Here is a 13390-nt window from a genome sequence, read left to right as displayed (position 1 = left end):
AATACATGTTTTATCAAGTTGATGAAAATAACTTGATTTTGTTTGTATATCTCATTCCTAAATCATCCGTTGACAAAATAATAGGGGTTGAATGTAGGGATGGTGAAAAACAATATCTGGTTATACGCCTTCGGGCTGTTCCTGAAGATGGAAAAGCGAATAAAGCTCTCATTAAATTTCTTGCGAAGCAGTGGAAAATCCCATCTTCTTCTATTTCTCTGAAAAGCGGCGCAATATCTCGCTACAAACAACTTTACTTTTCAACACATTTAGAAGAGCTAAAGCAGATATGGCAATCCTTTAGAGATTACATCTCGTAGAAAAAATAAATAACAAAGCCTATTTTTTTATAGGCTTTATTTTATTAAAATCGTTATACTTTTTTATTGCGCTCAACAGCTTGCTTAATTAATTCATGAGCAAAGTTTTTATCACGCCATCCTTCAATTTTAGCCCATTTTCCAGGTTCCAGATCTTTGTAATGCTTGAAGAAATGTTCAATTTGTTTGAGTGTAATCTCGGGCAGATCTGTATAGTCATGAATATTGATATAGCGTTTTGTTAATTTTGTAGTGGGAATGGCAATAATTTTTTCATCTTTACCACCATCATCTTCCATCATTAGAGCTCCGATGGGGCGAACATTGATAACACAACCAGGCATAAGTGGACGGGTATTACAGATAAGAACATCAATAGGATCACCATCATCTGAAAGCGTATGAGGGACAAAACCGTAATTTCCAGGATAAACCATTGATGTATGAAGAAAACGGTCAACAAATAATGCACCCGACTTTTTATCCATCTCATATTTTATTGGTTGATCACCAAGGGAGACTTCCACAATAACGTTAATATCTTCTGGTGGATTTTTGCCTACGGGTATTTCCTTAATATTCATAGAGACATCCTTTCTGGAATATAGTGAGGCTCAATACAATTAAATATTTTACCAAAGAGATTATGAAATTAACTTGAAATTGATGCACGTGCTTTTTCAAAACGTTTACGTTCATTAGGATCAAGATAGAGTTTGCGGAGACGAATATTTTTAGGGGTTACTTCCACAAGTTCATCATCTTGTATCCACGATAAGGCGCGTTCTAACGTCATTTTAATGGGAGGCGTTAGCTTTACGGCTTCATCTTTTCCGGAAGCGCGCATATTGGTGAGTTTTTTCCCTTTTAACACATTAACTTCTAAGTCATTATCTCGTGAGTGGATGCCAATAATCATACCTTGATAGACTTTCACACCCGCATCGATGATCATAGGTCCACGATCTTCAAGATTAAAAAGAGCATAAGCGACAGATTCACCGTTGTCATTTGAAATCATAACACCATTAACACGACCAGCAATGTCTCCTTTATAAGGTTCATAAGCATGGAAAAGGCGATTCATAATTGCTGTACCACGTGTGTCCGTTAAAAGTTCAGATTGATAACCAATGAGTCCTCGGGTTGGTGCATAAAAAACAAGGCGGACACGATTACCTCCAGAAGGACGTAATTCCACCATTTCGCCTTTACGTTCAGACATTTTTTGTACAACAGTACCGGAATATTCTTCATCAACATCGATAACAACTTCTTCGATTGGCTCAAGAGTTATTCCATTTTCATCTTTTTGCATAACAACACGTGGACGTGAAACACTAAGCTCAAATCCTTCACGGCGCATATTTTCAATGAGAACTGCAAGCTGTAATTCTCCTCGTCCTGAAACGTAGAAAGAATCTTTATCGGCTGATTCTTCAATTTTAAGAGCGACATTGCCTTCTGCTTCTTTTAACAATCGGTCACGAATGACACGACTTGTTACTTTATCGCCTTCAGTTCCAGCAAGGGGACTATCGTTGACGAGAAAACTCATAGTAACAGTAGGAGGATCAATTGGTTGGGCAGTAAGGGGGTCATTGACAGTAGGGTCACAGAAAGTATCAGCAACGGTACCTTTTTGTAGACCTGCAATCGCAACAATATCACCAGCACTTCCTTCTTCAATAGGTTGCCGTTCTAAGCCACGAAATGCTAAAATTTTTGAAATACGCCCAGTTTCTAAAAGTTTTCCATCTTGTCCAAGAACCTTGACATTTTGATTGGGTTTCAAAGAGCCAGAATGAATCCGTCCTGTAATAATTCGTCCCAAAAACGGATCCGCTTCAAGAATAGTTCCAATCATGCGAAACGGTCCTTCTGCTACACTAGGAGAAGGGACATGCTGCGTCACAAGATCAAATAAAGGACCTAATCCCTGATCTTTTGGTCCTTCAGGGGCTTCAGCCATCCATCCATCGCGTCCAGATCCATAAAGAATAGGAAAATCAAGCTGTTCATCGGTTGCATCAAGAGCAGCGAAAAGGTCAAAAACCTCATTAATGACTTCATCAACGCGTGCATCCGGTCGGTCAATTTTATTAATAGCAACAATAGGGCGCAATCCCACTTTCAATGCTTTGCCAACGACAAATTTTGTTTGTGGCATTGGTCCTTCAGCAGCATCAACAAGTACAATGGCTCCATCAACCATATTTAGGATGCGTTCAACTTCTCCACCAAAGTCGGCGTGTCCTGGTGTATCAACAATATTAATTCGAGTATCTTTCCAAACAACAGATGTCACTTTCGCTAGGATTGTAATTCCGCGTTCTTTCTCAATATCATTTGAATCCATCATACGTTCGCTTGTACGCTGATTATCACGGAAGTTTCCTGATTGCTTGAGAAGCCCGTCTACAAGCGTTGTTTTCCCATGGTCAACGTGGGCAATGATGGCAATGTTACGCAATTGCATAAATTTTCTTCTTTTCGTTTAATGAAATTTCATTTGAGGCAAAGTCTTTACATTCTTTGCCTGACTATTAGAAAACCTTTTACATGTTTTTTTATAATTTTGGAAGATGGAGGCAATATTTTTATGGCAAAACTATTTATCCAAGTCTTTAAGGCTCTATTGAGCTTCAATTTCTGAAGCTTCGTAAAAGTTTTTTATAGTACGTATGTTCTATTCTCGAGTTAAGAATTATCCCAAAAATCACAGTCAATTTGATTTTTATCAATATGACACAAGAAATTTATATGAATTCTTGTAAGAGTAAGTAAGTATAAAGCTAGCGGTATTGTTGTTGTTGTTTTGCAAAGAGATTGATAAAAATCCGGAATATCTCTCAATCCATAGCCAATTTATTGACAACTTTACAACATTTTTATTCTAAATAAAGCTTTGTCTTATTCCATAACTTGTCAATCAAAATCAGATCTAATGCAATCGTGTATTTGAGGTAGATATTGAGACGATTAAGAATTTTATAAGAAGTTCTAGCTTTTGTATGCCAGATTAGGGCAAGAGTTATATCTGTTTGATTTATTTATGAACCCGTCATACAGTCTTATTTAGAAAGAATATGAAGGCATCCAAAGAAAATTCCCATCTTTGCTGTTAATCCAATTTATGATTTCAAAAGCATCTAAAGTAATATCTTTTAAACCATGGAGATAGTGCATTGCCTTACACTTTTGTTAATTGCACTCTCTAATAGGAGTATGCTTTTTATGCCAAACAGAACACTTTAAACAGAATATACTTTTTGTTGCATATTCATGTACTTAAGAGAGATTGCTTAACGTACACTACATTCATTCCATGATAGGGCTCATAAATGATATAACATACGCGAATAGTATACTATTAACGCCTTTGTGAAGAAATATAAAGCCTGTTGAGTATCATCATTATTATTCTTTCTCAGCTGTCAATATTGCGCCAGTTTTTGATACGAGAGAGAGAGGATATAAGAAGTATTTTATTTTTTCTTGAATAGTTTTTAGCCATACACCGATCTCGTTTGTGACTGGCAAGAAGATGACTTTAATCAATTTAATATGAGAAGCTTTATGATGAGGTAAAATTACGTTATTCGGAGCTGTTATTCAAAAAAATAATAAATTATCTATAGAGCGGTGCGCTAGAAAATAAATAATAAAGCTTATTCTCTTATGGAAAGAATCTTAGGTTACATGACAAGATTTTTCCATAAGTAAGAGTTTTTACTTTACATGTTTAAAGAAGAGTTCCTGACAAAATGAGAGAAGCTACAGAAAAGTAGATTATAATGCCCATGACATCTACTAAAGTTGCCACAAAAGGAGCAGAAGCACTTGCTGGATCAAATTTTAAACCTTTAAGAATAAAAGGCAACATAGATCCAGAAAGAGAACCAAAGGTAACGATTCCAACTAAAGCTGTACCCACTGTTGTCGAAATAGCAATCCAATGTTGGCCATAGTCGTAGATACCCAGTTTTTGCCAAAGAGCAATGCGCGTAACACCAATAATTCCTAGTAAGAGACCAAGGGATAGTCCTGTTGGAATTTCACGAATGATCACTTTCCACCAGTCTTTCAACGTGAGTTCACGTAAAGCCAATGCACGGATAATAAGGGATGTAGCCTGTGAGCCGGAATTTCCTCCTGAGCTCATAATGAGAGGTATGAACAGTGTAAGAATAATCGCTTTTTCGAGTTCTGTTTCGAAATGTTGCATAGCGCTTGCTGTCAGCATTTCACCGATAAAGAGTAAAGCGAGCCATCCGCCACGTTTTTTCATCATTTCAGGAAACTTAATTTGCATATAGGGCTTATTAAGCGCTTCCATACCCCCAAATTTATAGGCATCTTCATTCATCTCATCGACCATAGTATCAAGCACATCATCAACGGTTACAATACCAATGACATGGTTACTTTCATCAACTACAGGCACAGAGAGAAGATCATGGCGCTGGAAAAGGCGTGCGATATCTTCATGATGTGTGAAGGGTGATATTGTAATGGGCGAGTCATGGGTAGGGACATTAAGAATTTGTTCATCAGGTGAGGCAAGAATAAGGTTACGCAGGGAAACAGCTTTGAGAAGAATACCTGTTTTGGGATCAATTACATAGCTGGTATAAACTGTTTCACGTGTTCGCTCGACCTCACGAATGTGATCCAAAGTTTTTTGTATGGTCCAGTTTGAAGGAACGGCTATAAACTCTGTTGTCATCAGTGCTCCTGCTGTATGATCAGGATAACTGGTGAGTTTTTTAAGTTCAGCGCGCGTTAAGGGGTTAAGCAAGGCATAAAGTCGTGTGCGGGTTTCTTTATCCATTTCTTGAAAGACGTCTGCAGCAGCATCAGCAGACATGCCATCAAGAATTTCAACAGCACGATTTATAGGGAGAAGTTCTAGGATGGCAGCAGGTTGCTCAAGCTCTGGTTTATCAAAAAGTTCGATAACATAATCAAGAGGCAGAAGACTAAGAATAGTTACACGTTCCATGATATCGAGGTCATTGATGATATCAATAGAGTCTGCAAAATGCTGGTTCTTTAAGTTTTCAGCGAGAGCTTCAGGAGAAAAATTTTTGAAGTCGAAGTCCGTTTTGATTTCAGTCATGATAAAGTACCTCCTGAAGAGTTGGAGAGTTGTAAATCTAGATAATAGATGAGATAAAAACAAAAGTTTATGGAAGATTTAAAAAACTCCCCAGCTATATTCCCAATTGTTAATATTTGAAGTAAAGTCAAGGGTAAATTATAAGTTATAAACAAGTTTCTGAATCACTAAAACGAGAATACAGCTTAATTTGAGGATAATATAAAAACGTAAATGTAAAAATCAGTTCTGATTTTACCATCATTTCTTTAATGCAGTTTGCGATTTTCAAAAGAATCTACAGCAATATTTTATAAAGAGTGGAGATTATGCTTTTCTCCAAGTGTTTTTGTTAATATGCAATTCTATTGTGATGTGCGAGCGAATAATCTTTATTGCTTCAATATAATATGGTTTGAAATGGAAGAGCTTTACGATTTTAAGGTTTTTTATTCAATAGCGTTTTGAAAGGTAGTTTTGAAACTCACGAAATAGTTTTAGTATGTTATCAATTTGTGTCGTAAAGATAATTGTTACAGTTTAAATTTATAATGGAGACATAAAGTATTATGACAAAAGCAGCAGTGCTGGACTGGAAGGGATTTTCAGGTCTTCCTGATTTTTCTTCTATAAGTGATGAAGATTTTAAACCCGCTTTTGAACAGGCACTTCAAGAAGCAGAAGAAGAACTAGAGGCAATTGCGATGGTGCAAGAACCACCAACGCTTGAGAATTTTTTGCAGCCTTTTGAGCTTTGCGGCAAAGCGCTTGATCGTGTCTGTTCAATATTTTTCTTACGCACCAGTGCTCATACGAATGTATTAATTCAACAGCTAGAGCAAGAGTTCGTTGTAAAACTTTCTTGTTATTCTTCAAAAATGATGATGGATGCGCGGATATTTGCGAAAATAGATGTGCTTTATAAACAGTCGCAGCTGGGCACATTTGAGAGTGAAACAACACGTGTTCTTGAATTATGGTGGAAAAAGTTTGTTTGTCATGGGGCAAAACTCGATGAAAAAGCTAAGAAACGGCTTTTGGAAATTAATGAAAGACTTGCTTTTTTAAATGCTACTTTTGGACAAAATGTCTTAAATGATGAAGCTGAATGGATTCTGTTTTTAAAACAAACAGACTTATCTGGTTTACCACAAGATCTCATTGCTTCAATGAAGGAAATTGCGTGTGAAAGAGGCAACGAAGAAGCGTATGCATTAACACTAGCACGTTCGATTGTTGAACCTTTTTTAAAATTCTCTGATCGTCGTGATTTGCGTGAGGTTGCATTCCAAGCTTGGGCTAAACGTGGTGAAAATAATAACAAGAATGATAATAAAACAATTATTGTAGAGATTGTTGCGCTTCGAGATGAGCAGGCTAAATTATTGGGATATAAATCTTTCGCGGATTTGAAGCTCGATAATACTATGGCTAAAAGTGTTGATTCCGTTATGGATTTGCTTATGCCTGTATGGAAGCGCGCAAGAGCGAAAGCTTCTACTGAGCAAATTGACTTACAAAATTTTGCCAACAATCAGGGCAGCAATGAATCTTTAGCTGCTTGGGATTGGCGTTATTATGCTGAAAAGCTTCGCACTGAAAAACTTTCTTTCGATAGCGCTGAGATTAAATATTATTTTCAGCTTGATCTTATGATTAAAGCGGCTTTTGGGGTAGCCGAAAAACTCTTTAGCATTACATTTGAAGAAAAAAACGCTGTTACACTTTGGCATCCTGATGCACGTTTGTGGGAAGTAAAAAAGTCTGATGGAAGTCTACTTGGGCATTTTATTGGTGATTATTTTGCGCGTTCTTCAAAACGCTCCGGTGCGTGGATGAGTAGTTTGCAATCACAACATAAATTGGATGGCGGACAAAAGCCTATTATCTACAATGTTTGTAATTTTGCTAAACCACCTAAAGGGGAAGTTGCTCTTTTATCACTTGATGATGCACGTACGCTTTTCCACGAATTTGGACATGCATTGCATGGTTTGCTTTCTGATGTCACATGGCCATCTGTGTCGGGAACATCTGTTTCACGTGATTTTGTTGAGCTACCTTCTCAACTTTACGAACATTGGTTAACAGTACCAGAGATATTAAAATCTTATGCTATACATACAAAAACAGGCCATCCTATGCCACAAGAGTTGATAGATAAAGTCTTAGTAGCACAGACATTTAATGCAGGATTTTCTGCCGTTGAATTTATCTCATCAGCTTTAGTGGATATGGCTTTTCATCAAGGCGAAACAGTCACGGATCCAACAGTGTTTGAACGCCAAGAATTAGAAAAGCTGCAAATGCCTGATACAATTATTATGCGTCATCGTCCCCCACATTTTATGCACGTGTTTGCGGGGGATGGTTATGCATCTGGTTACTATTCTTATATGTGGTCGGAAGTCCTTGATACTGATGCTTTTCAAGCTTTTGAAGAAACGGGAGATGTTTTTAATTCAGAGCTTGCTGTTAAGTTGAAACGTTTTATTTACTCCGCTGGAGGAAGTCGTGATCCAGAGGAGCTTTATAAAGCTTTTCGGGGACGAATGCCTTTGCCAGAGGCAATGATTAACAAACGTGGACTATAAGATATAACGGTATGGTTAACACCATGCCGTTTTCATATTATTCGAAAGGTGCAGTTGTGATTTATGCAAATTTTCTCTTCATTATAGCTCTGTAAACAGAGTTTTTTATCTTATTCGCTTTTTGTTTATAGAGGAAAATAGATTTTGTATTTTAAATAGACATTATGGGAAAGAAAAATTATCAGCTCGATCTTTTTGATGCCCATTTGGTGGAAACCATGATTTTTTTATAAAACTTGACTTTCGTTTGCCTAAAAGGTGAGTGTTTTTTTGTACCATATCATCGAGGTTCATTGGAGGCTGACGCATAATTTTGCTCCGCTCTTGATTCTCTGATTCTTGTATAAGTTTTTGAATAGCTTTATCGGTTGAGTATGAATTTTCATGAGAAAAGGCGTGAAAATTTAAAATATTTTTCAATGGTTTTTCTAAATAAGAGGCAAGTTTTTTCTTTCCTTCAGGGGTGAAATGCATGCCATTATTGGTGCGTAATTTGGTTGTTTTTCCATTAATATCATAGCTTGAAAAAGAAAAATTTCCTTCTTCATCACTAAAGCCGCTCCAGATATCGAGAAAATACCCTCCTGCTGTTTCTGTTTCTTGTTTATAGAGCGCATTAAAAATTTTCATTTTTTGTGTCAAAAGGTCATTTCCAAAAGAAGGCTGACCTATCCATATCCATGATTTTCCAGAGGCGTGAAGACTTTCAGTAATTTCGATAATTCTTCGTTTGTAGATGCGCATCCATTCTGACTGATCTGTGTTAATCATATTATGAGAGTCTGTGATGGGTTGATTATCATTTGCACCGATCATCATGATAATAACATCGGGGCTATTTTGGTCAATGAGTTTAGAAATATTGCTTTGCCAAGAATAATAATCCGTTCGGACTAAGCCGGAAGCTGGTATTGTGTTGTTCATGATAACGATATCGCTATTATTTATAAAAAACTTTTTAAGTGCATCGGCAACAGCAGAGGCTGCAAAATCCCCTACAACAAGAATGCGTTTTGCATTCTCATTTTTTAGCTTTTGTATGTTTTTTTGTGTTACGATCTTTTTTTGCGGCTTGTCTATTTTTTGTTCTATAATTTGCGGTGGCTGCTGTGTCTGTTTGTTTTGTTGTGATAACCATTTGAAGAAGTTCGTTGCTTTACTTGGGGATGGCTGTAAGATCCCCACAATAGAAAGTGAAAAAAGCAATAATGTCAAGTATATCAGGCGAAAATATATCAGGCGAAAAGAAGACAAAACCTTAGTCTCCATTATTGTTTGCGAAGGAGCAAAAGCACTTGAGATGATGGATATCCATTTGCTTTTAGACCGTGACGCAGTTGAAAAGCTTTAATTGCTTTGCGAGAAGCTGTTCCAATTTTTCCATCGACATTCCCTTTATAATAGCCCAGTGCACTTAAGCGAGATTGTAGTTCTTTACATTCTTGGAAAGTGAGAGGTTGAAAAGGTCTTTGCCAATCGTTCACCAATCCAGGATGTCCAGCAATGCGATCAGCAAGAAGGGCAACAGCAAACGCATAACGATCTGCATTATTATAATGTTTCAGAACAAAGAAATTTTTTGTGACTAAAAATATAGGTCCTTTTGCTCCATCTGGATATTTTAATATTGCTTGTTCAGCTAATGTAGGAAGAGGATGTCCATTTGCGTGTTTTACACCTAATTTTTTCCATTGTTCAAAGGAATACCAGCCTTCAGGAAGGTTTTTCCCCTGCGGCACTTTTACCTCTACTCCCCAAATAAGATTAGGTTGCCAGCCATTTTTGTGGAGAAGGTTAGCTGCAGTAGCCAGAGCATCTGGAACAGAGTTCCAGATATCACGCCGTCCATCTTGGTCCATATCAACTGCATAGGTGAGATAACTGCTTGGAATAAATTGTGTATGCCCCAATGCACCGGCCCAAGATCCTGTGAGTTGAGAGCGTTTAATTTCGCCACTTTGTAGAATTTTCATAGCAGCAATCAGCTGTGTATATGCATATTTTGCACGTTTTTTATCAGCATAGGCTAAAGTTGCAAGAGAGCGAATTGTATCACGCATTACACTTTTATTGGCTAAAACCTTCCCATAGTTGCTTTCCATTGACCAAATAGCAAGCAGAATATTGCGGTCAACACCAAAACGTTTTTCAATTTGAAGAAGCCATTTGTTCCATTTTTGAGTTTGGCGCCGTCCTTCCTCAATTGCAATATCATGGACACGATTATCGAAATAGTTCCAGGAAGGAGCAACAAATTCCGGTTGGTATGCGGCGCTTTTTAGAACTTCAGGATCAATGGCATTAACACCTTGAAACGTCATATGAAACGTAGAAGGGGTAATATTGTGAGCAATAGCTATTTTTTTAAATTCTTTAATCCAGTGTTTAAATCCGCTATCAGCATATGAAAGGGATATAAAAAACATAAAAAAAGCAGAAAAAATAACGGCAGAGACAGTGAAAAGAGTTCTCCAAGCTATTGACTTCTCTAAAAAAGAGAAAGTCTTCAATTCTGTTTTTTGCATTTTGAAATCCCCATTAATATTCAATTTATTAGATGTGCAATAACTTTATTTTGTATTTAGTTTAATCGATAATATGATCAAGAAGAGGAAAAAACTGAAATAAATAATTCGTTTTAATCCTTTCAATAAATTCTCAGACTCTTTTTACATTTTTGATTGCCCATTATAATGATAATCAAAACAATAAGATATCTTTTTTACCATTTCGTAAAAACATATGATAAATAAAACAAAAAAGTTATATGAATTCATTGAGGAGGGTGAGTGTGCGTAAAATCCGGAAAGCAGTATTCCCAGTAGCAGGTCTTGGTACGCGTTTCCTTCCTGCGACAAAAACGATTCCTAAAGAAATGTTAACAGTTGTTGATAAACCTGTTATTCAATATGTTGTGGATGAGGCGAGGGAAGCTGGTATTGAGCATTTTATTTTTGTGACTGGACGTAACAAAGCAGTCATTGAGGATTATTTTGATGCGCAAGTTGAATTATACACGACACTTGCTGAATGTGGAAAGAAAGAAGATCTTGCACACTTATACCGTTTACAGCCATTACCAGGGTCAACTTCTTTCACTCGGCAACAGCAACCTTTGGGATTAGGGCATGCTCTTTGGTGCGCGCGTGAATTAGTTGCAGGGGAACCTTTTGCTTTATTATTACCCGATATGTTGATACAGGCGAAAAAGGGCTGTCTTTCTGAAATGATGAGCCTTTATGAAAAGGTGGGTGGGGGAAATATTATAGCAGTTCAGGAATGCGATCCTAGAGAAACACATAAATATGGTATTGTTGGGAAAGGCAAACAGATTGCAAATGGTTTTGAAATCACAAAAATGGTAGAGAAACCGGCACAAGGAACGGCACCATCAAATTTGTACATCAATGGACGTTATATTTTGCAGCCAGAAATTTTTAATATTCTTTCCACTCAAGAACGGGGAACAGGAAATGAAATTCAATTAACAGATGCTATGATACGGCTTTCAAATGAGCAAGATTTTTGGGGTTTGCAAGTAAAAGGGCACACTTTTGATTGCGGTTCTAAAGCTGGTTTTATTGAAGCCAACGTTGCATTTTCTTTGGCACGCGCTGATATGCACAGCCACGTTTCTGCTTCATTGAAAAATTTACTGGAAACCATTAATGTTGAAAAGTGATATAGATCTCTCACTTAATTTTATTGATCGAATTTGATTATGACAATACCGTCTTCTCATATGGCTTTGCAAGGTGCAGTAGCATCAGCGCTTAAAACACTTGCTAGTGAAAAGCAGGGGCTTGAAGCTCTTGAAAAAGCTCTGCTGGAAAGTCTTTCTTCTTCTTTTGAAGCGGCTGTTCAAACTATTAGAAATGCGCCTGGACATGTGGTCATTACTGGTCTTGGAAAAAGTGGTCATATAGGGACAAAAATTGCAGCAACCTTAGCCTCAACTGGAACACCTGCCTTTTTTGTGCACGCTGCAGAAGCCAATCATGGTGATCTTGGTATGATTGGCTCTGATGACGTTATTCTTGCTTTATCATGGTCTGGTGAAACTCAAGAGTTAAGTGGTATTATGAGTTATGCGGCGCGTTTTCGTATCCCCCTTATTGCGATGACATCAAGTAAGCACTCTGTGTTAGGACGGCAAGCTGATATTGTGCTATTATTACCAAAGATAGAAGAGGCTTGCCCCCATGGTTTAGCCCCTACAACTTCAACAATTATGCAATTGGCAATGGGAGATGCATTAGCGGTTTCTCTTTTAGAAATGCGTGGTTTTACCGCAACGGATTTCAAAATATATCATCCTGGTGGTTCTCTTGGTGCAAGCCTTAAATACGTGTGTGATATTATGCATGAGGGTGATAATATTCCTTTGGTTATGCAGGGAACAGCTATGACTGAAGCGATGAATGTTTTGGTGGAAAAACATTTTGGTTGTGTTGGTGTTGTGAATCAAGAAGGTGAACTAATCGGAATTGTAACTGATGGCGATCTTGCACGTAACATTCATTTTAATTTATCAAAATTTAATGTTGACGAGGTGATGACCAAAGCTCCTAAAGTTGTAAAGCCAAATACACTTGTTGGTGCAGCAACAGCTTTTATTAATGATCATCAGATTGGTGCATTTTTTGTGGTTGAAGATAAAAAACCGATAGGAATTGTTCATTTTCATGATCTTTTGCGCATTGGCGCTGCTTAGATTAAGCTTCCCTATCAAATAAAATGTTATAGGTTGAAATAGATTGAATGATACAAAGTTACAATTTTATTGTGAGGTGGCTTTATTGATATTTTGTGGAAGAAAATGATTATTTTACGTATTTCATAATGTTTAAAAAATTCTCAGGGGCGCTAGATTACACTAGCCTCTTTGCGTATTTTAGAGAGGATTTTCTATCAGGAGGAGAAAGGATATCGCCTCCTGCTTAATGTATGTGCTCCCTCGTTCTTAAGAGAGGCTTCCCTTGTACTTTGTTAAGATTTCCGCTTAAGGAAAAACTGTGCTCCTGTATGTGAGGTGCAGAGAAGTTGTGTGGCGTCATATGACATTGTACAATTGACTCTAGAAATTGTTCCACGGAGAATAGAGCGTATTTCAATTTCTATATTTTGGGCATTGAGATAATTATATGCTCCTTCTGATAGTTTTTCTTCTGTATCTGCTGCACGCGTTTCAAAAACACCATTGTGGAAAGAAGAAATAATACCATTCTCATCAACCCATTTTCCATCAATTCCAGTTGGCATATTTGAGTTATAATATCGCGAAAAGTTACAGGCACTTAACAGCAAGGCGGTAATTGTAAGACATAAAATATGATAGGGATGTTTCATTTATTGCACTCTATTTAGATTATTTT

General features: G+C 37.2%; 10 protein-coding genes. 4 read left to right on the top strand and 6 right to left on the bottom strand.

Annotated features, from left to right (window positions below; translation table 11 throughout):
• Positions 1–5: 5 nt before the first annotated feature.
• On the top strand, positions 6–320 hold the full coding sequence (locus ACFINU_RS03515) for a DUF167 domain-containing protein (RefSeq protein WP_375618079.1): 315 nt from the start codon (positions 6–8) through the stop codon (positions 318–320).
• A 53-nt stretch (positions 321–373) separates the two neighbouring features.
• On the opposite strand, the gene ppa is transcribed toward ACFINU_RS03515, so the two are convergent.
• From ppa to mgtE, 3 genes are all read right to left on the bottom strand, one after another.
• A complete protein-coding gene (gene ppa / locus ACFINU_RS03510) occupies positions 374–904 on the bottom strand; it encodes an inorganic diphosphatase (protein WP_375618078.1) in 531 nt (176 codons plus the stop codon).
• A gap of 68 nt (positions 905–972) precedes the next feature.
• Positions 973–2799, bottom strand: coding sequence for a translational GTPase TypA (typA, locus tag ACFINU_RS03505; protein ID WP_375618077.1), 1827 nt, complete (start codon positions 2797–2799; stop codon positions 973–975).
• Between the two features lie 1266 nt (positions 2800–4065).
• On the bottom strand, positions 4066–5442 hold the full coding sequence (gene mgtE, locus ACFINU_RS03500) for a magnesium transporter (protein WP_375618076.1): 1377 nt from the start codon (positions 5440–5442) through the stop codon (positions 4066–4068).
• 548 nt (positions 5443–5990) lie between these two features.
• On the opposite strand from mgtE, the gene ACFINU_RS03495 reads away from it, so the two are divergent.
• The gene (locus tag ACFINU_RS03495; protein WP_375618075.1) at positions 5991–8015 is read left to right on the top strand and encodes a M3 family metallopeptidase; all 2025 of its coding nucleotides are present in this window, start codon (positions 5991–5993) and stop codon (positions 8013–8015) included.
• 162 nt (positions 8016–8177) lie between these two features.
• Here ACFINU_RS03495 and ACFINU_RS03490 read toward each other — a convergent pair whose 3' ends face one another.
• Complete coding sequence (locus ACFINU_RS03490; RefSeq protein WP_375618096.1) at positions 8178–9254, bottom strand: SGNH family hydrolase; 1077 nt, start codon at positions 9252–9254, stop codon at positions 8178–8180.
• A gap of 29 nt (positions 9255–9283) precedes the next feature.
• Positions 9284–10540, bottom strand: a complete 1257-nt coding sequence (locus ACFINU_RS03485; RefSeq protein WP_375618074.1) for a lytic murein transglycosylase — start codon at positions 10538–10540, stop codon at positions 9284–9286.
• A 266-nt stretch (positions 10541–10806) separates the two neighbouring features.
• On the opposite strand from ACFINU_RS03485, the gene ACFINU_RS03480 reads away from it, so the two are divergent.
• Positions 10807–11697 carry a UTP--glucose-1-phosphate uridylyltransferase gene (locus tag ACFINU_RS03480; RefSeq protein ID WP_375618073.1) on the top strand — a complete coding sequence of 297 codons (891 nt, stop codon included), beginning with the start codon at positions 10807–10809 and terminating at the stop codon, positions 11695–11697.
• Positions 11698–11736: 39 nt separating this feature from the next.
• On the top strand, positions 11737–12729 hold the full coding sequence (locus ACFINU_RS03475) for an SIS domain-containing protein (protein ID WP_375618072.1): 993 nt from the start codon (positions 11737–11739) through the stop codon (positions 12727–12729).
• Between the two features lie 275 nt (positions 12730–13004).
• Here ACFINU_RS03475 and ACFINU_RS03470 read toward each other — a convergent pair whose 3' ends face one another.
• Positions 13005–13364 (bottom strand): hypothetical protein, encoded by a 360-nt coding sequence (locus tag ACFINU_RS03470; protein WP_375618071.1) that lies wholly within the window; start codon positions 13362–13364, stop codon positions 13005–13007.
• Positions 13365–13390: the final 26 nt, after the last annotated feature.

This window comes from Bartonella sp. AC130YNZD (genome assembly GCF_042196865.1).
Taxonomy (GTDB): Bacteria; Pseudomonadota; Alphaproteobacteria; order Rhizobiales; family Rhizobiaceae; genus Bartonella.
The sequence above is the reverse complement of the archived record's forward strand: the minus strand, read 5'-3'. Positions and strand labels throughout refer to the sequence as shown.

What these genes read in the sequence shown, in the direction of transcription:
- ACFINU_RS03515 (WP_375618079.1), top strand. Translation starts at nt 6, where the DNA reads ATGTTTTATCAAGTTGATGAAAATAACTTGATTTTGTTTGTATATCTC.
- ppa (WP_375618078.1), bottom strand. Translation starts at nt 904, where the DNA reads ATGAATATTAAGGAAATACCCGTAGGCAAAAATCCACCAGAAGATATT.
- typA (WP_375618077.1), bottom strand. Translation starts at nt 2,799, where the DNA reads ATGCAATTGCGTAACATTGCCATCATTGCCCACGTTGACCATGGGAAA.
- mgtE (WP_375618076.1), bottom strand. Translation starts at nt 5,442, where the DNA reads ATGACTGAAATCAAAACGGACTTCGACTTCAAAAATTTTTCTCCTGAA.
- ACFINU_RS03495 (WP_375618075.1), top strand. Translation starts at nt 5,991, where the DNA reads ATGACAAAAGCAGCAGTGCTGGACTGGAAGGGATTTTCAGGTCTTCCT.
- ACFINU_RS03485 (WP_375618074.1), bottom strand. Translation starts at nt 10,540, where the DNA reads ATGCAAAAAACAGAATTGAAGACTTTCTCTTTTTTAGAGAAGTCAATA.
- ACFINU_RS03475 (WP_375618072.1), top strand. Translation starts at nt 11,737, where the DNA reads ATGACAATACCGTCTTCTCATATGGCTTTGCAAGGTGCAGTAGCATCA.
- ACFINU_RS03470 (WP_375618071.1), bottom strand. Translation starts at nt 13,364, where the DNA reads ATGAAACATCCCTATCATATTTTATGTCTTACAATTACCGCCTTGCTG.